The 23,840-nt window shown below is 62.5% G+C and carries 21 protein-coding genes and 1 pseudogene; 13 read left to right on the top strand and 9 right to left on the bottom strand.

From position 1 onward, the window contains the following. Nucleotides 1–3: 3 nt before the first annotated feature. From CO667_RS35225 to CO667_RS00365, 6 genes are all read left to right on the top strand, one after another. Nucleotides 4–159 (top strand): hypothetical protein, encoded by a 156-nt coding sequence (locus CO667_RS35225; RefSeq protein WP_179874028.1) that lies wholly within the window; start codon nt 4–6, stop codon nt 157–159. Nucleotides 160–203: 44 nt separating this feature from the next. Continuing rightward, nucleotides 204–2,264 carry a potassium-transporting ATPase subunit KdpB gene (kdpB, locus tag CO667_RS00340; RefSeq protein WP_097616391.1) on the top strand — a complete coding sequence of 687 codons (2,061 nt, stop codon included), beginning with the start codon at nt 204–206 and terminating at the stop codon, nt 2,262–2,264. Between the two features lie 22 nt (nt 2,265–2,286). Then, nucleotides 2,287–2,856 (top strand): potassium-transporting ATPase subunit KdpC, encoded by a 570-nt coding sequence (kdpC, locus tag CO667_RS00345; RefSeq protein WP_097616392.1) that lies wholly within the window; start codon nt 2,287–2,289, stop codon nt 2,854–2,856. A 177-nt stretch (nt 2,857–3,033) separates the two neighbouring features. Continuing rightward, nucleotides 3,034–5,742, top strand: coding sequence for a sensor histidine kinase KdpD (locus CO667_RS00355; RefSeq protein WP_097616393.1), 2,709 nt, complete (start codon nt 3,034–3,036; stop codon nt 5,740–5,742). After that, a complete protein-coding gene (locus tag CO667_RS00360) occupies nt 5,739–6,431 on the top strand; it encodes a response regulator transcription factor (RefSeq protein ID WP_097616394.1) in 693 nt (230 codons plus the stop codon). Before CO667_RS00355 ends, CO667_RS00360 begins: the two co-directional genes overlap by 4 nt. A gap of 56 nt (nt 6,432–6,487) precedes the next feature. Further along, a complete protein-coding gene (locus CO667_RS00365; RefSeq protein ID WP_097616395.1) occupies nt 6,488–6,943 on the top strand; it encodes a PTS sugar transporter subunit IIA in 456 nt (151 codons plus the stop codon). Between the two features lie 58 nt (nt 6,944–7,001). On the opposite strand, the gene CO667_RS00370 is transcribed toward CO667_RS00365, so the two are convergent. Then, nucleotides 7,002–8,018: a porin gene (locus CO667_RS00370; RefSeq protein ID WP_097616396.1), complete on the bottom strand. Its 1,017-nt coding sequence runs from the start codon at nt 8,016–8,018 to the stop codon at nt 7,002–7,004. A gap of 361 nt (nt 8,019–8,379) precedes the next feature. On the opposite strand from CO667_RS00370, the gene CO667_RS00375 reads away from it, so the two are divergent. From CO667_RS00375 to CO667_RS00395, 5 genes are all read left to right on the top strand, one after another. Next, nucleotides 8,380–9,405, top strand: a complete 1,026-nt coding sequence (locus CO667_RS00375; RefSeq protein WP_097616397.1) for a sulfate ABC transporter substrate-binding protein — start codon at nt 8,380–8,382, stop codon at nt 9,403–9,405. Between the two features lie 8 nt (nt 9,406–9,413). Next, entirely contained in the window at nt 9,414–10,271 is an 858-nt protein-coding gene (cysT, locus tag CO667_RS00380; RefSeq protein ID WP_097616398.1) for a sulfate ABC transporter permease subunit CysT, read from the top strand. Beyond that, entirely contained in the window at nt 10,261–11,133 is an 873-nt protein-coding gene (gene cysW, locus CO667_RS00385; RefSeq protein WP_097616399.1) for a sulfate ABC transporter permease subunit CysW, read from the top strand. Before cysT ends, cysW begins: the two co-directional genes overlap by 11 nt. Nucleotides 11,134–11,143: 10 nt before the next feature. Continuing rightward, on the top strand, nt 11,144–12,184 hold the full coding sequence (locus CO667_RS00390; protein ID WP_097616400.1) for a sulfate/molybdate ABC transporter ATP-binding protein: 1,041 nt from the start codon (nt 11,144–11,146) through the stop codon (nt 12,182–12,184). A 225-nt stretch (nt 12,185–12,409) separates the two neighbouring features. Next, a complete protein-coding gene (locus CO667_RS00395; protein ID WP_097616401.1) occupies nt 12,410–13,285 on the top strand; it encodes a cell wall hydrolase in 876 nt (291 codons plus the stop codon). A gap of 33 nt (nt 13,286–13,318) precedes the next feature. On the opposite strand, the gene pepT is transcribed toward CO667_RS00395, so the two are convergent. The 7 genes from pepT to CO667_RS00435 form a co-directional block, all read right to left on the bottom strand. Continuing rightward, nucleotides 13,319–14,551: a peptidase T gene (gene pepT / locus CO667_RS00400; RefSeq protein ID WP_097616402.1), complete on the bottom strand. Its 1,233-nt coding sequence runs from the start codon at nt 14,549–14,551 to the stop codon at nt 13,319–13,321. A gap of 94 nt (nt 14,552–14,645) precedes the next feature. Further along, nucleotides 14,646–15,704 carry a sn-glycerol-3-phosphate ABC transporter ATP-binding protein UgpC gene (gene ugpC / locus CO667_RS00405; RefSeq protein WP_097616403.1) on the bottom strand — a complete coding sequence of 353 codons (1,059 nt, stop codon included), beginning with the start codon at nt 15,702–15,704 and terminating at the stop codon, nt 14,646–14,648. 6 nt (nt 15,705–15,710) lie between these two features. Next, nucleotides 15,711–16,541, bottom strand: a complete 831-nt coding sequence (locus tag CO667_RS00410; RefSeq protein ID WP_097616404.1) for a carbohydrate ABC transporter permease — start codon at nt 16,539–16,541, stop codon at nt 15,711–15,713. Nucleotides 16,542–16,545: 4 nt separating this feature from the next. Next, on the bottom strand, nt 16,546–17,481 hold the full coding sequence (locus tag CO667_RS00415) for a sugar ABC transporter permease (protein WP_097616405.1): 936 nt from the start codon (nt 17,479–17,481) through the stop codon (nt 16,546–16,548). Between the two features lie 192 nt (nt 17,482–17,673). Further along, complete coding sequence (locus CO667_RS00425; protein WP_071091323.1) at nt 17,674–18,933, bottom strand: sugar ABC transporter substrate-binding protein; 1,260 nt, start codon at nt 18,931–18,933, stop codon at nt 17,674–17,676. Between the two features lie 35 nt (nt 18,934–18,968). Next, a complete protein-coding gene (locus CO667_RS00430) occupies nt 18,969–20,141 on the bottom strand; it encodes a PLP-dependent transferase (protein ID WP_097616407.1) in 1,173 nt (390 codons plus the stop codon). Beyond that, the gene (locus CO667_RS00435) at nt 20,138–20,860 is read right to left on the bottom strand and encodes a FadR/GntR family transcriptional regulator (protein ID WP_097616408.1); all 723 of its coding nucleotides are present in this window, start codon (nt 20,858–20,860) and stop codon (nt 20,138–20,140) included. Before CO667_RS00435 ends, CO667_RS00430 begins: the two co-directional genes overlap by 4 nt. Nucleotides 20,861–21,230: 370 nt before the next feature. On the opposite strand from CO667_RS00435, the gene CO667_RS00440 reads away from it, so the two are divergent. Then, the gene (locus CO667_RS00440) at nt 21,231–21,509 is read left to right on the top strand and encodes a hypothetical protein (protein ID WP_097616409.1); all 279 of its coding nucleotides are present in this window, start codon (nt 21,231–21,233) and stop codon (nt 21,507–21,509) included. 375 nt (nt 21,510–21,884) lie between these two features. Beyond that, nucleotides 21,885–23,510, top strand: coding sequence for a carboxylesterase family protein (locus CO667_RS00445; RefSeq protein ID WP_097616410.1), 1,626 nt, complete (start codon nt 21,885–21,887; stop codon nt 23,508–23,510). An 80-nt stretch (nt 23,511–23,590) separates the two neighbouring features. Here CO667_RS00445 and CO667_RS00450 read toward each other — a convergent pair. After that, nucleotides 23,591–23,829: pseudogene (locus CO667_RS00450) on the bottom strand (LysR substrate-binding domain-containing protein); the annotation flags it as partial. Nucleotides 23,830–23,840 lie beyond the last annotated feature (11 nt).

A 23,840-nucleotide genomic window follows, 5' to 3' on the forward strand; every position in this document is an offset into this window, starting at 1 on the left:
GCCATGATCCTCCGTCACCGGCTTCGCCATGCCTTCCACTCACGTCCCGGTGCGCCGGTACGTGGGAATGGTCCGAGACCTCAAGCCTCCGACATCATCCTGGTGATGATGGCAGGCCTCCTCGTCATCGCCGCCATCGTCAAAATCCTACAGGGCTGACCGGCTTCCGGTTCGCCATCCTCGTTTCAAAGCTGGAGTCTCTTATGAGCCAGGCAAAATCCGCGAGTATCATGGATAGTCGCATCCTCATTCCGGCCGTGGGCGCCGCTTTCAAGAAGCTCAACCCCCGGGCGCTCGCCAGAAACCCGGTCATGTCAGTCGTGGCCACGGTCTCGGTGCTGACCACCGTGCTTTTCCTGCGTGATCTCGTGGCGGGCAACGGCAATCTCGGCTTCTCGTTCCAGATCAATCTCTGGCTCTGGTTCACGGTGCTGTTTGCCAATTTCGCCGAAGCCGTCGCCGAAGGCCGCGGCAAGGCGCAGGCGGATTCGCTGCGCAAGGCGCGCACCGAAACCCAGGCCAAGCTGCTGACCGGTACGGACCGCAGCCAGTTCAAGTTAGTGCCCGGCACCAGCCTCAAGGTTGGCGATGTCGTGATCGTCGAAGCCGGCGACATCATCCCGTCGGACGGCGAAGTCATCGAAGGTGTGGCCTCCGTCAACGAGGCGGCGATCACAGGCGAATCCGCCCCGGTCATCCGCGAATCCGGCGGCGACCGCTCGGCGGTAACAGGCGGCACGCAGGTGCTGTCCGACTGGATCCGCGTCCGCATCACCGCCGCTGCCGGCTCGACCTTCCTCGACCGGATGATCGCCCTCGTCGAAGGTGCCGAACGCCAGAAGACGCCGAACGAGATCGCGCTCAACATCCTGCTTGCCGGCATGACGCTGATCTTCGTGTTGGCGACGGCGACGATCCCGAGCTTTGCCATCTACGCCGGCGGCTCCATCCCGATCATCGTGCTCGTCGCCCTCTTCGTGACGCTGATCCCGACGACGATCGGCGCGCTGCTGTCGGCAATCGGCATTGCCGGCATGGACCGCCTCGTCCGCTTCAACGTGCTCGCCATGTCCGGCCGCGCTGTCGAAGCCGCCGGCGACGTCGACACGCTGCTGCTCGACAAAACAGGCACGATCACGCTCGGCAATCGCCAGGCGACGACCTTCCGCCCGGTGCGCGGCGTTTCCGAACAGGATCTCGCCGACGCCGCCCAGCTCGCCTCGCTGGCCGACGAAACCCCGGAAGGCCGTTCCATCGTCGTGCTCGCCAAGGAAAAATATGCGATCCGCGGCCGCGACATGGCAAGCCTGAAGGCGACCTTCGTGCCCTTCACCGCCCAGACCCGCATGAGCGGCGTCGATCTCGAAGGCTCTTCGATCCGCAAGGGTGCGGTCGATGCCGTGCTGGCTCATGTCAACGGCGATGCATCCTCGAGGAACGGCAGCGAGGTCGTCCGCGAGCTGCAGTCGATATCAGACGAGGTCGCCAAATCGGGCGGCACGCCGCTGGCGGTCGCCCGCGACGGCAAGCTGCTCGGCATCATCCAGCTGAAGGACATCGTCAAGGGCGGCATCCGCGAGCGCTTCACCGAGCTTCGCCGCATGGGCATCCGCACGGTGATGATCACAGGCGACAACCCGCTGACGGCAGCCGCCATCGCCGCCGAAGCCGGCGTCGACGACTTCCTTGCCCAGGCAACGCCGGAAATGAAGCTGGCGCTGATGCGCGAGGAACAGTCGAAGGGCAAGCTCGTCGCCATGTGCGGCGACGGCACCAATGACGCGCCGGCACTTGCCCAGGCCGATGTCGGCGTCGCCATGAACACCGGCACGGTCGCTGCCCGCGAGGCCGGCAACATGGTCGACCTCGACTCGGACCCGACGAAGCTCATCGAGATCGTCGAGATCGGCAAACAGCTGCTGATGACGCGTGGGGCGCTGACGACCTTCTCGATCGCCAATGATATCGCCAAATACTTCGCCATCATCCCGGCGATGTTCCTGACCTTTTACCCGCAGCTCGGCATCCTGAACGTCATGGGGCTTTCGACGCCGCAAAGCGCCATCCTGTCGGCGATCATCTTCAATGCGTTGATCATCATCGCGCTGATCCCGCTGTCGCTGAAGGGTGTGCGCTATCGTCCGATCGGCGCCGGCGCACTTCTGTCGCGCAACCTGCTGATCTACGGCCTCGGCGGCATCATCGTCCCCTTCATCGGCATCAAGGCGATCGACATGGCCGTCGCGGCCCTCGGCCTCGCCTGAACATTCCAAGGAGTTAACAACAATGTTGAGAGAACTTCGTCCGGCAGTCGTCATGATCGTCGCCACCACCGCCATAACAGGTCTTCTCTACCCGCTCGCCATGACCGGTGCGGCCCAGGCCCTCTTCCCCGCCCAGGCGAACGGCAGCCTGGTCGAGAAGAACGGCCAGGTGATCGGCTCGACGCTGATCGGCCAGGCCTTCACCAGCGACAAATATTTCCACGGCCGCCCGTCGGCTGCCGGCGACGGCTACAATGCGGCCGCCTCCAGCGGCTCGAACCTCGGCCCGACCAGCCAGAAGCTGATCGACCGCGTCCAGGGCGACTATGAGGCCGCCAAGGCGACGAACCCGAGCGCGGAGGTGCCCGCCGACCTCGTCACCGCTTCCGGCAGCGGCCTCGATCCCGATATTTCGCCCGAAGCCGCCTACTTCCAGGTGGCGCGCGTCGCCAAGGCGCGCAGCCTTGACGAGGCCAAGGTCAAGGCGCTGGTCGACGGCGCCGTTCAAAGCCGCGAGCTCGGCATCTTGGGCGAGCCGACCGTCAATGTTCTGGCGTTGAACCAGAGCCTTGATGCTTCTATGACTGAGTGAAGGTTGCGGGCTACAACCTTCACTCATTCCTGTGCTCGTCACAGGAATCCAGCCACGCGAAGTCCTTCGCGTGAAAGGAGTCCCAAGCGTCGCAGAAGCGACGCTGCTGGATCCCTGTGACGAGCACAGGGATGAGGGAAGGTGGAGCAAGCCTCCCCGACAGGAAAGACCACACGCATGCCAGACGACAATCGCGACCAGGCCGGCAGGCCCTCGCCCGATGCGCTTCTCGAAAAAGCCCGGGCGGAGACGCGCGGCCGTCTGAAGATCTTCCTGGGTGCCGCGCCCGGTGTCGGCAAGACCTACGAGATGCTGATCTCCGGCCGCGCCAAGATCGCCGATGGTCTGGATGTCGTCATCGGCGTCGTCGAGACCCATGGCCGCAAGGAGACCGAGGCGCTCGTCGCCGGTTTCGAGATCATTCCCCGCGTCGAAATCGACTATAAGGGCCGGCTGCTCGAGGAAATGGACCTCGACGGCATCCTCGCCCGCCGGCCCGATCTCGTGCTGGTCGACGAACTCGCCCATACCAATGCCGAGGGCAGCCGCCATCCGAAACGCTATCTCGACGTCAGGGAATTGCTCGATCGCGGCATCGACGTCTATACGACGCTGAACATCCAGCATGTCGAAAGCCTGAACGACGTCGTCTCGCAGATCACCCGCATCCGCGTGCGCGAGACAGTGCCGGACTCAATCATCGACCTTGCCGACGATGTCGAGATCATCGACCTGACGCCGGACGATCTGATCAAGCGCCTGCATGACGGCAAGGTCTATATGGCGCGCACCGCCGAGCGGGCGCTGACCAATTATTTCACCCCGGGCAATTTGACAGCGCTCCGGGAACTGGCGCTGCGCAAGACCGCCCAGCGCGTCGACGACCAGTTGCTCACCCATATGCAGGCCCACGCCATATCGGGTCCCTGGGCGGCGGGCGAGCGCGTTCTCGTCTCGGTCGACCATCATCCGCGTTCCGCCTCGCTGGTGCGCTACGCCGCCCGCATGGCCTCGCGGCTGCGCGCGCCTTGGGCTGCCGTCTATATCGAGACCAACCGCTCGATCAATCTGAGCGAGGCCGAGCGCGACACCGTCGCGGCAACGCTGCGCCTGGCCGAGCAGCTCGGCGGCGAGGCGATCACCATTCCCGGCCGCGAAGTCGCCGAAGAGCTCGTCCGCCACGCCACCGCCAACAACGTCACCCATATCGTCATCGGCGCCCCGAAGAAGCCGACATGGCGCGACTGGTGGCATCGCTCGATCACCGACGAGCTGATCCGCAAGACCGGCGAGATCAGCGTCCATGTCATATCGGGCAACGAGAAGGACGGCACCACCGCGCGCGGCGTCAGGGCGGCCACGACTGCGCCGCCACTGGATTTCAGGGCCTATCTGCTGGCGACCGGCTATGTCGCCATCGCGCTCGGCGTCAGCGTCGTGCTCGACCAGGTGCTCGACGTGCGCAACCTCGCCCTTGTCTTCCTGATGGCGGTGCTGACCTCCGCCGTCCTCCACGGCCTGCGGCCGGCGCTTTACAGCTGCATCCTCAGCGCGCTGTCCTTCAACTTCTTCTTTCTGCCGCCGCGCTACACGCTGACGATCAGCGATCCGGAAAGCGTGCTTGCCCTGTTCTTCTTCCTGGGCGTCGCCATCATCGCTAGCAATCTGACCGCAACGGTGCAGCGCCAGGCCGCCGCTGCCCGGCAGCGGGCGCGTACGACCGAAGACCTCTATCTCTTCTCCAAAAAACTCGCCGGCACCGGCACGCTCGACGACGTCCTCTGGGCGACCGCCTTCCAGCTCGCCTCGATGCTGAAGGTTCGCGTCGTGCTGCTGCTGCCCGAAGAGGACGGCATCGCCGTCAAGGCCGGTTATCCCCCCGATGATACGCTTGATGATGCCGATATCGCCGCCGCCCGCTGGGCCTGGGAGCACAATCATGCCGCCGGCCGCGGCGCCGATACGCTGCCCGGCGCCAAACGCCTCTACGTACCGCTCCGAACCGGGCGCGCCGCCGTCGGCGTCATCGGCCTCGACAGCGACCGCCGCGACGGGCCGCTGCTGACGCCCGAACAACAGCGGCTGCTCGATGCGCTGGCCGACCAGGCGGCCCTTGCCATCGAACGCGTCCAGCTCGTCGCCGATGTCGACCGGGCAAGGCTTGCAGCCGAAGCCGACCGGCTGCGCTCGGCGCTGCTGACGTCGATCTCGCATGATCTGAAGACGCCGCTTGCCGCCATCCTCGGCGCCGCCGGCACGCTGCGCGACTATTTCGCCGCCATGCCGGAGGAGGATCGCAGCGACCTGCTCGCAACTGTCGTCGACGAGTCCGAGCGCCTCAACCGTTTCATCGCCAACCTGCTCGACATGACCAAGATCGAATCCGGCGCGATGGAGCCGAATCATGCGCTGCATTATGCCGGCGATATCATCGGCAGCGCGCTGCGCCGCGCCGCAAAGATCCTCGAGCACCACAAGACCGAGATGAGCATTCCCGCCCATCTGCCGATGGTGCGCGTCGATCCGGTGCTGTTCGAGCAAGTGATCTTCAACCTGCTCGACAATGCCGCGAAATACGCGCCCGAGGGATCGGTGATCCATATCGACGGTTGGGCCGATGCCGACAACGTCGTCCTGCAGGTCTCGGACGAAGGCCCGGGCATCCCGCCGGCCGATCTCAGCCGCGTCTTCGACACCTTCTACCGTGTGCGCAAGGGCGATCAGGTCCGCGCCGGCACCGGCCTCGGCCTTTCCATCTGCCGCGGCTTCATCGAGGCGATGGGCGGCACGATCACCGCCGGCAACCGGACGGGCCGTTCGGGCGCCGTCTTCACCATCCGCCTGCCGAAACCCCACGACATTCCGAAACTGGACGAACTCCAATGACCGGTTCAGCCGTCAAAATCCTCGTCGTCGACGACGAACCGCCGATCCGCAAGCTGCTCCGCGTCGGCCTGACCGCGCAGGGCTACGAGGTACAGGAAGCGCCGAACGCGAGCGCCGCCCGTCAGTCGGTCGCCGACGCCATGCCCGATCTTATCGTGCTCGATCTCGGCCTGCCCGACAAATCGGGCCATGACCTCTTGCAGGAGTGGCGCGACGAAGGCCTCTCCATGCCCGTCATCATCCTCTCCAGCCGCACCGACGAGGCCGGCATCGTCACGGCGCTGGAAAGCGGCGCCGACGACTACGTCACCAAACCCTTCGGCGTCAACGAACTCGGCGCCCGCATCCGCGTGGCGCTGCGCCATCGCCTGCAGCAGCAGGGCGAAAAGGCGATCTTCCAGACCGGCGGGCTGTCGATCGATCTCGTCAAGCGCATCGTCAAGGTCGACGGCCAGGAGATAAAATTATCGCCGAAGGAATACGACATCCTGCGCGTGCTTGCCCAGCACGCCGGCAAGGTGCTGACACACCAGTTTCTTTTGAAGCAGGTCTGGGGGCCGGCAGCCGATGTGCAGTATCTGCGCGTCTACATCAGGCAGCTGCGGCAAAAGGTCGAGCAGATTCCCGACCAGCCGCACTATATCACCACCGAGACCGGCGTCGGCTACCGGCTCAGGGAACCGGACTGACCGCCCGTCCCTCCCGCTGCCCGTACAGTATCGAGCCCAACACTATCGAGAATGACATGAACCTTCCCAACATCATCCGGCCGGAGCACACCTTCATCGGCGTGTCGGCACCGACGAAATGGCGCGCGCTGCAGACCATAGCGGACAAGGCCGCCAAGGCTTTCTCCGTCGACGGCCAGACCATTCTGAAGGCGCTTGAAGAGCGTGAGAAGCTCGGCTCCACCGGCATCGGCAATGGCATCGCCATTCCACACGCTGCGATCGACGGCATGAGCAGTCCGCGCGGCCTGCTCCTCCGCTTCGCCCAGCCGCTGGATTTCGAGGCGATCGACGATATCCCGACCGACATCGCCTTCGTGCTGCTCTTCGGCGAAAACAATCGCGGCGAATATCTGAACGTGCTCTCCGCCATTGCCAGGCGGCTGCAATCGGACGGTACGCTTGCCGCCATGCGCAAGGCCAGGACGGTCGACGAATTCTATTCCGATTTCATCGCCGATTCACGGGTGTAACGAGCATAAAAAAGGCGCGGCCCGAAGGCCGCGCCCACTCGTCTGCAATCAGACGATCTTAGAAGTCACGCTGGAAGCGCAGGAAGCCGGACACTTCGTCGTCGCCTTCGTCCTCATCGTGATATTGCACGCTGAGCTTCGAACGCAGGTCTTCGACGATCTGATAGTCGACCGTGACACCCGTCGTGTAGGCGCTGCCGCCGGTGAAGCCGTTGCCGTCGGCCTCGAGAGCGATGTTTTCGAAGTACTGGAAGCCGGGGGTGACCGACCACTTGTCGTTGATCTTCAAGGCGTATTCTGCTGCGATCGTCCATTCGGACTCTTCGTAGTAGTAGTTGGCGCCGCTTGCCCATACGCCGGCAATGCCGAGCGTGCCCGGGCCGATGTCGGCATAAACGATGCCGCGGACAGCGACTTCGCTGGTGTCGGTGTCATAACCGGCAAGCAGATAAGCGCTGATGGCGCCGGCCTTGTAGGAGACCTGGCCTGCGACACCGAAGTTGTTCGGGCCTTCGCCCGGCTTGGTGGCGTAGTCTTCTTCCAGTTCGTCGACCGAAATGCCGGCCGCGAAAGCGCCGGACTCGTACTGATAACGGATCGAGTTGTGGGTGGTCTCGTTGCTGGCGAGCGTATCGGTCTCGCCGCTCATGTCGTCATCCCACCAGCTGTAGAGCTTACCGACGCGAAAACCGGCAATGTCGATATAGCCTTCGTCAAGCAGCGCTTCCTGATCGGAGGCGTTGTCGGCATTGTAACGCAGCGTGATGACGCCGGTGAGCGTACCGTACTCGGTGTCGTTCTTGGTCTGGAAGGTGACCTGACCGCGAGTCCAGAAGTTGACGTCGGAATCGCCGGATATCTGATCACCGAAGCGCACTTCGGTACGGATGTAACCGCCGATCGAAAGGCATGTTTCCGTCCCCGGAATATAAAAATAGCCGGTACCGTAGGCGTCGCAAACGCGAACATATTCCACGGGCTCGGGTTCCGCCGCCACGATGGCGTCGGCAGCGCGGGCTCCGGAGGCCGCGGCAAGGGCGGCAACGGAGGCAAAAAGGATCGTTCTGATATTCATTTTGAATGGCCCTAACAGGTTTGGAATGCGAGGCGCATTTCAAGGGATGCCCCCGCGTAGCGGCCGGTGAATACGACCGCACGGAGGCCATATAGGAATCCGCAAGCGTCATCGCGGCAAAAACCTGGCAGAAATCTGCCGAGCATGGCCCTTTCGTGGAGGAACTGTGGCGAAAAAAACACGGACCCGCTGTGGCACGGCGGCGACGGTCGATTGGCCGCGGCCAACTTCGGCACGTCTATTTCAAAATCATCCCTTAAATGGAATGACATTCTAACGGCAGTGCCGGAACCGGAAGAACCTTTGTTTCATTATACGACTGACTTGATAGAGTTTAGACACAAACACGGAGGGTTCCTCAATGCAGACACAACGGCTCACCCGGCTCATCGCAGCCGCGGTCATGGCGGGCAGCTTCGCAATCGGGAGCATCGCTCCTGCATTCGCGGATCAGACGCTTCTCAACGTTTCCTACGATCCGACCCGCGAATTGTATAAGGATTTCAACGCAGCCTTTGCCGCCAAGTGGCAGAAGGACACCGGTGAAGCCGTGACGATCCAGGCATCGCATGGCGGCTCCGGCGCCCAGGCCCGCTCCGTCATCGACGGCCTCGACGCCGACGTGGTCACGCTGGCGCTCGAAGGCGATATCGACGCCATCGCCAAGAAAACCGGCAAGATCCCGGCCGACTGGAAGTCCAAGTTGCCCAACAATTCGACGCCCTATACGTCGACGATCGTCTTCCTGGTCCGCAAGGGCAACCCGAAGGGCATCAAGGATTGGGGCGACCTGATCAAGGACGACGTGCAGGTCATCACGCCCAACCCGAAGACCTCGGGCGGCGCCCGCTGGAACTTCCTGGCCGCCTGGGCATGGGCCAAGCAGGCGAATGGCGGCGACGACGCCAAGGCGCAGGACTATGTGACGAAACTGCTGCAGCATGTTCCGGTTCTCGATACCGGCGCCCGGGGTGCTACGACCACCTTCGTCCAGCGCGGCCTCGGCGACGTGCTGCTCGCCTGGGAAAACGAAGCCTATCTTTCGCTTGAAGAGCTCGGTCCCGACCAGTTCGAGATCGTGACGCCGGCCTTCTCCATCCGCGCCGACCCGCCGGTCGCCGTCGTCGACGGCAATGTCGACAAGAAGGGCACGCGCAAGGTCGCCGAAGCCTATCTCAACTACCTCTATTCCGACGAGGGCCAGAAGATTGCCGCCAAGCACTTCTACCGGCCGATCAAGCCTGAGGCCGCCGATCCGGCCGACATCGCCCGCTTCCCGAAGCTGACGCTGGCGACCATCGACGACTTCGGCGGCTGGAAAGAAGCACAGCCGAAATTCTTCGGCGATGGCGGGGTATTTGACCAAATCTACAAGCCGGCCCAATAATAGACTTCATGAAAGCACATAGCCCCACGCGGTGGCGGTTCAAAAGGCCGAGTGTCATTCCGGGTTTCGGAATGGCGCTCGGCCTTACCTTGACCTGGCTCACCCTTCTGATCCTCATCCCGCTCTCGGGCCTTGCCGTCCGCTCGAGCGCCCTCGGCTGGGAGAAATTCTGGTCGATCGCGTTCGATCAGCGCATATTGAATGCGCTGCGCATCAGCTTCGGCAGCGCCTTCATCGCAGCGATCGTCAACGCCGTCTTCGGCATCATCCTCGCCTGGGTGCTGGTGCGTTACCGTTTCCCCGGCAAGCGCATCATCGACGCCATGGTCGACCTGCCTTTCGCGCTGCCGACCGCCGTCGCCGGCATCGCTTTGGCGGCGCTCTACGCGCCGAACGGATGGGTCGGCCAACTCCTGACGCCGCTCGGCATCAAGATTGCCTTTACGCCAGCCGGCATCGTCGTGGCGCTGATCTTCGTCGGCCTGCCCTTCGTGGTCCGCACCGTGCAGCCTGTTATGGAGGAGATCGACAAGGAAGTGGAGGAGGCCGCTGCGACGCTCGGCGCCAACCGCCTTCAGACGATTTTCCGCGTGCTGCTGCCGGGGCTGGCGCCCGCCGTGCTCACCGGCTTCGCGCTCGCCTTTGCCCGCGGCGTCGGCGAATATGGCTCGGTCATCTTCATCGCCGGCAACCTGCCGTTCAAATCGGAAATCGCACCGCTGCTGATCATTATCAAACTCGAAGAATATAATTACGCGGCGGCAACCGGCATCGCGGCGATCATGCTGGTGATCTCGTTCGCCTTGTTGCTCGTCATCAACCTCATCCAGAGCTGGAGCAGGCGGAGGTATGGCTATGGCGCTTGACGCAACCGTTCAACCCGCGAAGCTGCGTTCGGTGACCACCGAACACCGGATCGCACGCTACAGCCTGATCATCCTTTCGCTGGTCTTCCTGCTGCTGATCCTGTTCCTGCCGCTCGCCGCCGTCTTCGTCGAGGCCTTCCGCAAGGGTCCCGCCCCCTTCTTCCAGGCGCTCGCCGACACCGAGACCTTCTCGGCGATCCGTCTGACGCTGATCGTTGCCGGCGTCAGTGTGCCGCTGAACCTCATCTTCGGGGTTGCCGCCGCTTGGGCGATCGCCAAGTTCGAGTTCAAGGGCAAGGCCTTCCTGACGACGCTGATCGACTTGCCCTTCTCGGTCTCGCCTGTCATATCGGGTCTGGTCTTCGTTCTGCTGTTCGGCTCCAGCACCTGGCTCGGCCAGTGGTTCAGCGCCCACGACATCAAGATCCTGTTTGCGGTGCCGGGATTGATCCTCGCCACCATGTTCGTCACCTTCCCCTTCGTCGCCCGCGAGCTGATCCCACTGATGCAGGAACAGGGAACGGCCGACGAGGAGGCAGCCCTGTCGCTTGGCGCCAGCGGCTGGCAGACCTTCTGGTTCGTGACGCTGCCGAATATCAAATGGGGCCTGCTCTACGGCGTGCTGCTCTGCAACGCCCGCGCCATGGGCGAATTCGGCGCCGTCTCGGTGGTGTCGGGTCACATCCGCGGCCAGACGAACACCATGCCGCTGCAGGTGGAGATTCTCTACAACGAGTATAATTTCACCGGTGCTTTTGCCGTTGCTACGCTTTTGGCCTTGCTCGCGCTCGTGACTCTTGTTTTGAAGACGCTGCTGGAAATGCGCTATAGCGCTGAAATCGCCGCCAGCCGGCGGCACTGAAGGATTTGGAATGGAAGTACGCGTTCAAAACATTCGCAAGGAATTCGATCGTTTTCCGGCGCTGCACGATGTCTCGCTCGACATCCGCTCCGGCGAGCTGATCGCACTGCTCGGCCCTTCGGGCTCCGGCAAGACGACATTGCTGCGGCTGATCGCCGGCCTGGAAAGCCCGACGGAGGGACTGATCTTCTTCGGCGACGAGGATGCCTCGAAGAAATCGGTGCAGCAGCGCAATATCGGCTTCGTCTTCCAGCATTATGCTCTCTTCCGCTACATGACGGTGCTCGACAACGTCTCCTTCGGGCTGAAGGTCAGAAACAGCGCGCGGCGGCCGCCCAAGGCCGATATCCGCCGGCGGGCGCTGGAACTGCTCGAACTCGTGCAGCTTTCCGGCCTTGAGAAACGCTATCCGGCCCAGCTTTCCGGCGGCCAGCGCCAGCGCGTGGCGCTCGCCCGCGCCATGGCCGTCGAGCCGAACGTGCTGCTGCTCGACGAACCCTTCGGCGCGCTCGATGCCCAGGTGCGCAAGGATCTGCGCAAGTGGCTGCGCGAGATCCACGACCGCACCGGACACACCACCGTCTTCGTCACCCACGACCAGGACGAGGCTCTGGAACTTGCCGACCGCGTCGTCGTCATGAGCCAGGGTGCGATCGAACAGGTCGGCACCCCGGATGAGGTTTACGACAATCCGAATTCTCCCTTCGTCTTCGGCTTCATCGGCCAGTCGAACTGCCTGCAGGTCGAGATATCGGACGGCGACATCCGCTTCGACGGCCGCTCGCTCGGCCTCAATGCCGAGGGCGAACCGGATGGCGCGGCCCAGCTCTATTTCCGCCCGCATGACGTCAGGCTCTGCGAATCAGCGGAGAACTGCATTGCCGGTCAGCCGGTCTCCAGCCGTCGTGTGGCCGGCACCCGTCATATCGAATTGGATATCGGCAACGAGCGCCCGCATATCGAGATCGAACTGCCGCCGAGCGAGGCCGACAGACTCGACCGCAACCGCGTGGCGTTCAAGCCGACTCGCTGGAAGCTGTTTCGCAGCTGATGGAGCGCAAACGGCGCTGTAACGCATTGAGTTGCTGCATAATTCCTTAATTTTTGGGAATTATGCAGCAGGTGGCCTCAGGGTTCATCGCCGGAATCGCATTTGGCGAGAGTCCCTCAGGCTTTTTGTGATCTAAGGTTGTTTGTATTTCAGTCATATGACGAGTAAAAGATTTGCGCGTTAATCATAAAGGGCTGGACTAATCCCGATAGGAGGCACCTGGCGTTGAGGGCGGAGATTTCCTTTGGAAAATCCCTGATCGGGATTTTGTTCGCAGGGCTCGCAGCCACGGGCTGCACGACGACATCGAAACCGGCGGCAACGGCGGCGACCAAAACGAAGCAGGTTAAAACGGCGAAAGTCGCCTTCAATTATACGGCCAAGGATCGCGACTGCCTGCAGCGCGCGATGTATTTCGAATCGCGGCATTCGGACGAAGACGGCTATCTGGCTGTCGGCACCGTCGTCATCAACAGGCTCACCTCAGGCGCTTATCCTCCGTCGATCTGCGGCGTCGTCGCCCAGGAGAAGCAGTTTGCGCCCGGCGTGATGACGCGCGAAGTCAAGCAGCAGGCCGAACCGGAGCTGGCGACTGCGGCCGATGCGATCCTCCTGAAGGGTGCACGCCATCCTGCGGTGAAGGATGCGATGTTCTTCCACACCGACGGGCTGAAATTCCCCTACGACAACATGCATTATGTGGCGGTCGCCGGCGGCAACGCCTTCTACGAGAAGCGCGACTCCAACGGCATGCTTCAAACACCGCCGCCGCTACCCTCCTATGAGGTGGCGATGAATTATGTGCCCGGCGAAAGCATGCTGCCGCCGCAATTCGAGGCGCTGATACCCTCGGCCGTTCCCGTTCCCCTCCCGGCGCCGGACCCGATGGCAACGGCGAGCACGATGTCCCCGGTTAATATGGCCCCTGCGGCACGTATGGCGCCCATCGCAAATCCCATGCCGATGCCGATCACGGCGCCAGTGACTTCGCCGGTAACCGCGATCGAACCCGAGCCAGGCATGCCGATCGCGATCCCCACGCCCCGCCCCGCCTACGACAGCGTGATGCTACGCGGGGCTATCCCGGCGAACGGCGGCTAATGCCGTTTCGATTTTGAGTGAAGAAAGCGCGCTTTAAGCGCGCTCTTCCCAGACCTTCGCCAGTTCCACGATCGTCTTGACGGCCTTTTCCATATCCTGGCGGCTCACCCATTCGAGCGGCGAGTGGAAGGCATGGCCGCCGGCGAAGATGTTCGGGCATGGCAGTCCCATGAAGGAGAGGCGCGAGCCGTCCGTGCCGCCGCGGATGCTGCCGCGCACCGGCGTCATGCCGGCCCGGCGCACGGCTTCGATGGCGTTGTCGACGATCTCCGGGTGACGATCGAGCACCACCTTCATGTTGCGATACTGTTCCCTGACCTGGAAATGATAGGTCGAGCCGGGATAGGCCGATATCACCTCCTTGACGATGGCTTCGAGCATGGTCTCTTTTTCCACCAGCCCCTCGTCGGTGAAGTCGCGGATGATGAAGCTCAGCGACGCCTTCTCCATCGAGCCGGTTACGCCTGTCGGATGGATGAAACCCTGCTTTCCCTCGGTGGTTTCGGGCGCGACGCCCTTCGGCAGCCGGTCGATGATTGCCCCGGCGATCTTGATGGCGTTTTCCATACGGTCCTTGGCAAAACCCGGATGGATCGCCACGCCCGAGATGCCGATCTCCACACCATCGGCCGAGAAGGTCTCGTCCTCGATATGGCCTGCCGTCTCGCCATCCATCGTATAGGCGAAGTCGGCGCCGAGTTTCTTCAGATCCACCTTGTTGACGCCGCGCCCGACTTCCTCGTCGGGCGTGAACAGGATCTTGATCGTCCCGTGGCGGATCTCGGGATTGTCGACGAGGATCTGGGCCGCGGTCATGATCTCCGCCAGTCCGGCCTTGTCGTCGGCGCCGAGCAAGGTCGTCCCGTCGGTCGTGACGATGTCGTTGCCGATCTGGTTGTTCAGCTCGGGATGCTCGGCGACGCGGATCACCCGGCTCGGATCGCCTGTCAGTTTGATATCCCCGCCGGCATAATTCGCAACGATCTGCGGCTTGACGCCGGTGCCGCTGAAATCGGGCGCCGTATCCATATGCGAGCAGAAACAGATGACCGGCACCGTCTTGTCGCTATTGGCCGGAATGGTCGCATAGACATAACCATGTTCATCGAGATGCGCATCCGCAAGGCCGATCGTCAGCAGTTCCTCGACCAGAACCCGTCCGAGATCCTTCTGTTTGCCGGTGGTCGGCTGCGTCGACGAAGAGGGATCGGATTGGGTATCGATAACGACATAGCGAAGAAAGCGGTCGAGAACAGTGTCGGTCATGGCATCCACTCCAGCAAGATCACGCAGGGGATATAATCCTTGCGGGCGATGCGGCAAAAGATTTTTCCGCTCGCAGCGCGTGAGGATTGCCCATTCAATCCAGGCGCTGCCCCTCGCCGTCGAACACATGCAGATACGGGGCGGGGAAAGTCACATTGACCTTCGGACCGGCCTTCAACGCTTCGCGGTTCAGCGTGAAGATCTTGAACGGCAGGCCATGCAGGGCAAGGTGCAGGATGATGCCGAATCCTGTGGGCTCGACAAGCTCCACATCCGCGGCCAGTCCCGCGCCGTTGTCGCTCATCACCACATGCTCCGGCCGGATGCCGAGCGTCACCTTTGCGCCGTCGGCAAGCGGCAGCGGCCTGGCCAGCGGCACGATCGTGCCGTCCTGCAGCTTCACGCCGCCTGCCTCGTAGCTCGCCTCGAGGAAATTCATCCCCGGCGAGCCGATGAAGCCGGCAACGAAGAGATTGGCCGGGCGGTCGTAGAGTTCCAAAGGGCTGCCGACCTGCTGGACCACGCCGCCATGCATGGCGACGATCCGGTCCGCCAGCGTCATCGCCTCGATCTGGTCATGAGTCACATAGATCGAAGTCGCCTTCAGGTCGCCGTGCAGTTTCTTGATCTCGGCGCGCATCTGTTCGCGCAGGCGGGCATCGAGGTTGGACAGCGGTTCGTCGAACAGGAAAGCCTTCGGCTGGCGCACGATGGCGCGGCCCATGGCGACGCGCTGGCGCTGGCCACCGGAAAGCGCCTTCGGCCGCCGTTCGAGCAGCGGATCGAGGCCGAGCTTGGCGGCGGCAGCGGCCACAGCACTTGCAATCTTCTCCTTCGCCGTCTTCCTGAGTTTCAGGCTGTAGCTCATATTGCCGGCGACGTTCATGTGCGGGTAGAGCGCATAGGACTGGAACACCATGGCGATGTCGCGGTCCTTGGGATGCAACTCGTTCACCCTGGCGCCGGCAATGCGGATCTCGCCTGATGTGACATCCTCCAGCCCGGCGATCATGCGCAGCAGCGTGGACTTGCCGCAGCCGGACGGGCCGACGAGCACGACGAATTCGCCGTCCCGGATTTCGAGGTCGACGCCGTGCAGCACCTGCACGTGGCCATAGGCTTTGCGGATATTCTGGATATCGATCGATGCCATTTTTGTTTAACCCTTGACCGCGCCGGCCGTCAGGCCCTGGACGAGATAACGCTGGATGAGCAGGAAGAAGAGGCCGGCCGGAATGAGCGCCATGACGCCCGCCGCCATCATCTGCCCGAAATCCACCGAGAATTTCGAAACGAAGGTGAGAAGCCCGACCGGGAAGGTCGCCGCGTCATTGCCGTTGATCAGCATCAGCGCGAACAGCAACTCGCTCCAGGCGGCGGTGAAGACGAAGCCGAGCGTCGCGGCGATGCCCGGCAGCGTCAGCGGCAGGATGATCTGCCGGAAGGCGGTGAACTGCGTCGCGCCGTCGATCATTGCCGCCTCTTCGAGATCTCTCGGGATGCCGTCGAAAAAGGACTGCATCAGAAAGGTGGCGAAGGGCACGTTGAAGGCGGTGTAGACGATGACCAGCCCGGTCAGGCTGTTGGTCAGATGCAAGGGCGACAGAATCTTGAAGATCGGCGCCACCAGCATGACGAGCGGGAACATCTGGGTCAGCAGCATCAGCGCGATGATCCAGTATTTCGCCCGGAAATTGAAACGTGACAGCGCGTAGCCGGAGAGCGAGGCGCAGATCGTCACCGTCACCGCCGTCGAGGCCGAGACGATCAGGCTGTTCTTGAAGAAGGTCGGGAAGGCGCTGTGCTGCAGCACGAAGGCATAGTGATCCCAGCTCGTGCGCGACGGCCACATGCGCACCCCTTCGCTATAGAGGAGGTCGTTCGGCGTCACCGAGACCTTGAGCAGCCAGAACAGCGGGAAGAGCGCGAAGGCGATGTAGCAGAGGATCGCCAGACGGTGCGCGATGGTGGGAATGACGGATCGTCTCATGATCTCAATCCTTGTTCAGCAGCGTCTGCCGGAGCAGGATGATCAGCATCGAATAGGCAAGCAGCAGTACGAGCAGCACCAGGGCGATCGCCGAGGCATAGCCGAAATCGAGCCGCCTGAAGGCTGTCGTGAAGATGTAGCTGGCGACGATCTGCGTCCGGTCCGCCGGCCCGCCATTGGTCATGACGACGATGAGATCGGCGAAATTGGAAATCCAGACTGTGCGCAGCAGCACGGTGATGGCGATGGTCGGCGCCAGGAACGGCAGGGTGATCGAGCGGAAGCGCTGGAACCAGCCGGCGCCGTCGATCGAGGCTGCCTCATAGAGATCGCGCGGGATCGCCTGCAGGGCCGCAAGCAGCGTGATAGCGAAGAAGGGAATTCCCCACCAGACATTGGCGGCGATCGGCCCCCACATCGCATAATCGGGATCGGAAAGAATATTGCCCGGCTCATGCATCAGCCCGAGCCCGAAGAGCCAGTGCGGGATCGGCCCGATGACCGGATTGAACAGCCAGGCCCAGTTCAGGCCGGCGAGAAAGGATGGCACGGCCCAGGGCAGGAAAACCAGCGCCTGCGCGATTGCCCTGCCCTTAAATGGTTTGTCGAGCAGCAGCGCCAGGATCAGCCCGAAGACGAACTGCAGGACGACGGAGGCCCCGGTCCACCAGAGCGTATTCCTCAGCGCCCCATAGAAGGCGGCATCGCTTGCAAGCTCGCGGAAATGATCGAGGCCGACGAAGCCGCCGGAAAACGGATTGAGCAGCTGGATATCGCGGAAGGCATAGGAAATCCCGACCGTCAGCGGCACCAGCATGACCGCGATGATCAGGATCAGCGACGGCGCGCTGTAGAGATAGGGCTCCGAGGCATCGGCAAAACGGCGCAGCCATGGCCTGCGGTCGCGACGCATGTCGAGCGTATCGGCTGATATGGTCATCGGATTGCGGTTTCCATCATAGGTGTATCAAGGCTTCGAATGCGCGTGCAGCCCCCTCATCCGACCCTTCGGGCCACCTTCTCCCCGAGGGGAGAAGGGAACGGAGGCGTCGCGGCATATTCCCTTCTCCCCAGCGGGGAGAAGGTGGCGGCAGCCGGATGAGGGGGCCTCTATCTCAGAGCTCTCTAACCATTATTTCTTCGACAAGAACTTTTGCTGCGCCTTGGTCAGATAGTCCGCCCACTGATCGGCCAGATCCTTCGCCGAGATATCGCCGAGCAGCGCCTGCTGCGAGGTCTTGATCGCCAGCGAATCCTTAAAGAAGGCGAACTCTTCCAGATAGGTCGGCATGACCGTCGGCACCGTGTTCGGGTCCGCCAATTCCTCGAACCAGCCCTTGAACTGGTCACCGGCATAGAAGGGATCCTTCTCGGCCGCCGTATAGGCCGGCAGGGCGCCGATGCGCTTGTTCCACTCGATATTGCCTTCCGGCCCTTCGAGGGTGGCGATCAGCTTCCAAGAGAGATCCTTGTTGCCGCTGGTCGAAAACATCGACCAGCCACCATAACCGATCGTCGGGAAGGACTTGCCGTCGGGACCCTTGGGCAGCGGCATGACGCCGAAATCTTCCTTTTTCATGCGTTCGGCAATAGCGATCAGCGCATCCGGATCCTGGTCGAGGAAGGCGCAGGTGCCGGAATAGAAGCCGGCGACGACTTCGTTGAAGCCCCAGTTGACGCTGTCCTTCGGCGCATAGCCCTTCTTATAGAGATCGACCATCCACTCGATGCCCTTGGCCCAGCCGGGGCTGTTCATCGTCGAGGTGCCGTCCTCGTTGAAATACTTGTTCGACCCGGCCATCGAGGCGGCGAAGATCATCCAGCCGTTGAGGCCGCCCGCGCCGCCACGCATGCAGTAGCCGTATTTGCCGGAGAGTTTGGAGACCTTTTCCGACGCTGCGGTAAATTCCTCCAGCGTCTTCGGCGGCGCGGCGACGCCGGCTTCCGAAAGCAGTTTCTTGTTGTAGAACATCGCCCTGAGATAGAAGCCGTAGGGCAGCATATAGGCGGTGTTCTTGACGTCGCGGCCGAGTTCGAGCGCGCGCGGCGTCAGCTCCTTGGTGTGCTCCCACTTTTCGAGGTAGGGCTCGAGGCTCTCGAGCATGCCGTTATTGGCATAGAGCGACAGCCAGGTATCGGGCATCTCCATCACATCGGGCACGTCGCCGGCCGACACCATGGTGGCGAACTTCTGGAAGGCTTCGTTCCAGGGCAGCGAGATGATGTCGACCTTGGTGCCGGGATTGGCGGCTTCGAACTTGCCGACGATCGATTTCAGCGTTTCGGTGCGCTCCGGGCTGGTGATGACTTCGACAAGCTTGAGCGTCGTATCGGCGAAGGCCGTACCCGCCATCATCGAAGCAAAGAGCGTTGAGATTATTAGTTTTTTCATGGCTCAGTTCCCCCTTATTAGGTTTCTCTCGGGTTTCAGGATAATGAGGCGGCGGCGAGCGCCTCCTCGATGTCTCTCCACAGAGCCTCGGTTCCTTCGAGGCCGACATGGAGGCGTACGGATCGCGCATGGATGCCGAAGGCATGCGCGGAATTCGGCTGTGCCTTCTGCTGAAGCACCACCTCGCCCGGTACGATCAGGCTTTCATGTCCACCCCAGCTCACTCCCAGTTTGAAGAGCTTGAGGTGATCGGCGAAGGTGCGGATATCGACGCCTTCGCGGAAGATAAACGAAAACAGGCCCGAGGTGCCGTTGAGGCCGGCGGGCAGACGGTTGGCAAGCCCCGGATGGCAGACCGTCTCCACCACGTCGAGCTTCTGCAGGCGCCTGGCGATTTCAAGCGCCGATGCCTGGTGGGCCCGCATGCGCAGCGGCAGCGTGCGCAGTCCACGGATCAGCAGCCAGGCGTCGAACGGCGAAAGCTTGCCGCCGAGATAAGGATAGGCCTCGGCCTTGACACGCGCAATCGTCGCCTTCGAGCCGGCGACGATCCCTGCCACCACATCGCTGTGGCCGCCGAGATATTTCGAGGCGGAATGGATGACGAGATCGACGCCGAGCGTCAACGGCCGCTGGAAGAACGGGCTCGCCCAACTGTTGTCGATCATCGAGACGACGCCGTGCCGCTTGGCGAGTGCTGCGAGCGCACCGACATCATGCGCCTCCATCACCCAGCTCGTCGGGCTTTCCAGGTACAGGAGCTTGGCGCCGGGCAGCGCTCTGGCGACCGCTTCCTCGTCGCGGCCGTCGACATAGGTCACTTCGATCTTCATCCGCTTGAGGATGGTGCCGAACAGGCGGAAGGCATCGGGATAGACGTGCCGGACGGCGACGATGCGGTCGCCCGGTTCGACGAAGCTCAGCACCGCCGACGAGATCGCCGCCATGCCGCTCGCAAAACCCAGCGCATCCTCCGCACCTTCGAGCTTGGCCAGCATTTCCTCGAAAGCGCGCACCGTCGGGTTCAGCCCGCGCGTATAGGTCGGCCGCACCTTCTCGCCGCGATAGGCGGCGATCATCTCGTCATAATCGGAAAAGGTGAAAAGCGAGGTCTGGAAAATCGGCGGCACGACGGCGTCGGCGAAGTTGCCCTCGTCGTGGGCGGTGATGATGGAAGCAAGATCGAACGGGTCTGCGCCGTTGCTCATTTGGACATTTCCTTGATGTCTTCCTCGACGATATCGAGAATTTTCAATGTTTCCGCCCGCGCCGCCTCGGCATCCCCGGCGGCGATCGCGTTGAAAAGTGTGCGGTGAAAGGGAAAGGACCGGCGGGCGAAATCCTGCCGGTCGAAGGGATGCTCCCAGAAGCGCTCGAAGGTCTCACGCATCTGCTCGAGAAGCTGACGAAACAGCGGATTGTGGGTGGCGTCGTAAACGGCGAGATGGAAGGCCAGATCCTCCGGCCCGGAGGTGCCCTTCTCCAAGTGCACCCGCTCCATCTCGTTGAGCTTCTCCTCGATGACGACGAGATCCCCAGCGGTGCGCCGCCGGGCCGCGACCATGCCCGCCTCGCATTCGATGCCACGGCGAACCTCCAGCGTCTGTAAGAGCGCGTCGCGCAGGTGCACCGCGTCGAACGACAGCGGCATATGGATCGTCGCCCTGGACACCGGCTTCAACAGATAGGTGCCGCTGCCCTTGCGCGTCTCGATGACACCCAGCGCCTGGAAATGACGGATCGCCTCGCGAATGGTCGAGCGGCCGACGGCAAGGGCTGCCATCAGCTCGCGCTCGGCCGGCAGCCGGTCACCCGCCTGCAACCGCGCCTCCTCGACATAATCCGCCAGCGCATCAGTCACCTGACGCGCGCGGTCCATGACCGGAAGCGGCCGGATCACCGGCCTGTCGCTACGATTTGCCTTCATGGTTCCCCATTTTCTTATCAGGCAGTCAGGGCCTTAAAATTGGTCTGACATCTTAGCATTTCTCAAAGAGCGAAAGACGTCAAGGGGTGTTTGTTCGTAGGTTGGCGCGCCGCCTTGCACCTCTGCAATGGTGTCAAATTACGTGATCCGGTGTCCTTAATCGGTCACGAAAGACGTCGACACGCGAGGTCGCTGGCCTACCGGCAGGCGCCGTGGTCGAAGTCTTTGATATCCGGAGCCGCGGATGCAGGCGCACCAGCACCAGTAGACGCCGTTGGTCCCGAGGCGGCACCCGGTGGCGCTTACCCAGACACGCAGTGGAACCGGCTCTCTCTTCAGGTGTTCATCCCGATCAACAGGGAGCTTCTACATGACCTACGTCGCATCGCCGAGCTACGACCGTAACGACGCCAGCCGCACTTCGAACCTCCGGCAGTGTCTTCAGACCGCCAGACGCCACCTCGATGAAACTTCGCACAACTCGGAAACCGAGAAAATCGAAACGCTCGTGGCTTCCGCCATCGAGGCGGGTTGGGAAGAGGATGAAGTGCGCGAGGCACTGAGCGCCGGCGACGAGCAAGGAAACCAGATGCCGGAACACAAACCACCCGTCCCAACCATCGGCGTGGTCCCTTCGTCATCTTTCTGACAAGTGGCGGACGCTGCTAGCGCGGTCCGGCCAAGCGGCGCGATTTCCATGTATCTCGCCGTGTAATCACCTGTGCGGATAGTAGGCCAATCCCACCACTCGGGCGCCGATGGTGTCCGTCAGGCGTGCTCAAGAAGCTCGTCGTCCGGCAGGACCAAAGCGCGCAGAAGCGGCCCGCGCGGCGTCAGATTCCTGTTTTATTGGAGGCCGGCCGGCAAGAAGGCCCGTCCAACCCTCCGGCGTGATCCTCTCTCCAGCAAACTATTTGACTGTGGCCTGACAATCGTCCGCTTCGACCTAGTTAGTCACCGACGGCCGGGGGCGGCGGCCGTCGGGCCTTTGAAAACTCGAAATCAACGACAAGAGGATAAGTTGATGAAAAGGACGTTCCTATATTATTGCGCTTTGATATCCGCGCTGTCGGCGATGACAGCTTCCCTTGCCGGCGCGCCGGCTCTCGCCGAAGAGTTTGTTGCTTCGCAGAGCAAGACGGTCGTCGAAACCAACAAGGGCAGTCTCGTCGGCGCGCTGGATGATGGCATTTACAGCTATCTTGGCGTTCCCTACGCACGTGCCGACCGTTTCATGCCGGCCGAAGAGGTGGCACCCTGGAAAGGTATCCGCGCTGCGGTCACCTATGGCGAGAACTGCTTCATTCCCCGAATGAAGGAAGTGGCGGGCGACGAGCTCTTCAATCCGCACCGCTACCTGCCGATGAGCGAGGCCTGCCAGTTCCTGAACATCTGGACGCCGGCGATCAAGGACGGCAAGAAACGGCCGGTCATGGTCTGGATCCATGGGGGCGGCTTCACCAACGGCTCCGGCATCGAGCTGACCTCCTACGACGGCCACAATCTAAGCAAGGAGGGCGACGTTGTTGTCGTCACCCTCAACCATCGGCTCAACGTGCTCGGCTTCCTCGACCTTTCCGCCTACGGAGAGAAGTACAAACGGTCGGGCAATGCCAGCGTCACCGATCTCGTCGCTGCGCTGAAATGGGTCCACGACAATGCTGAAGCTTTCGGCGGCGATCCCGGCAACGTGACGATTTTCGGCCAGTCCGGTGGCGGCTACAAGGTGCGCGCCCTGATGGGGACGCCTTCGGCGAAGGGCCTCTTCCAGAAGGCGATCGTCCAGAGCGGCTCGCGAACCGATTCCGTCGTCGATCAGGCGTCCTCGCGGAAGGTGGCGGAACTGACGCTCGCCAACCTTGGCCTCAAGGCTGAAGAAATCGACAAGCTTGTCGGCGTCGACTATTACGATCTCCTTGCCGCAGCCGACAAGGCCATCAAGGACGCGACCGCCCAAGGGGCGAAGGACGCCCGCTATGCGCCTGTTCAGGACGGCGACTACATTCCCGCCAACCCTGTCGGGACGGAGTGGGTCGACCAGGCCAAGGACATTCCGCTGATGGTCGGGAACACCCTCAACGAGTTCGAGACTGTGATCACTCATAAGTCGGGCGAACTGCTTGCCGACAACAAGAACGGCTGGGACGATGCGAAGTCCGAGGCCAAGCTGAAGGAGCGCTTCGCCGACAAGGCCGAGGCGGTCGGCAAGGCATTCATGGCGGCCTACCCCGAGAAGAAGATCGCCGACGCCTATTTCCTCGACCTGCGCTTCCGGCCGGGCGCCATCCGCGATCTCGACCTGAAGGCGAAGCAGAACGGCGCTCCTGTTTACTCCTACATGTTCGCCTACGAGTCACCGGTGCTGGATGGCATTGCCATGGCCTGGCATTGCGCAGAACTGCCCTATGTGTTTGCCAACGCCGCCCTGGTCAAAACGTCGACGGGCGGCGGCAGCGATGCCGTCGCGCTATCCAAGAAGGTGAGCCAGGCCTGGGTCAACTTCGCCCGCAACGGCAAGCCGAGCGCCGAGGGCCTGCCCGACTGGCCCGCCTACACGAGCGACAAGCCGGCGACTATGGTCCTCGACAAGGAGCCCCGCGTGGCGGTCGATCTCGATCGCAAGCTGCTGCAGGCAGCGGGCGCTCTCTGATCCAGAAACAGCATCGACATGCACGGCGCCGGCAACCATCGACCGGCCGGCGCCTGTCCTTCGCGCGGTATCAGCCGCCGTCAAGGCCCTTCGAACCGAGACTTGATCCAGCCCATGAACAACAAGGCAGCCGGCGTGAGCCGTTCGAAGCTGCGGGCAACCAGCCAATAGGCGCCGAGGGAATGGCGAGATCGAAGAGGCGAAGCAGCCGGCCGGCATTGATCTCCTCCTCGGCGAAGATCTCGTCCATCAGCGCGATGCCCTGCCCGCGCAGCACCGCCTGCATCACCAGGCCGCCATCGGCATAGATCGGCCCCCGCCATCTCTTTC

It is taken from the genome of Rhizobium sp. L43, from assembly GCF_002531725.1.
Taxonomy (GTDB): Bacteria; Pseudomonadota; Alphaproteobacteria; order Rhizobiales; family Rhizobiaceae; genus Rhizobium.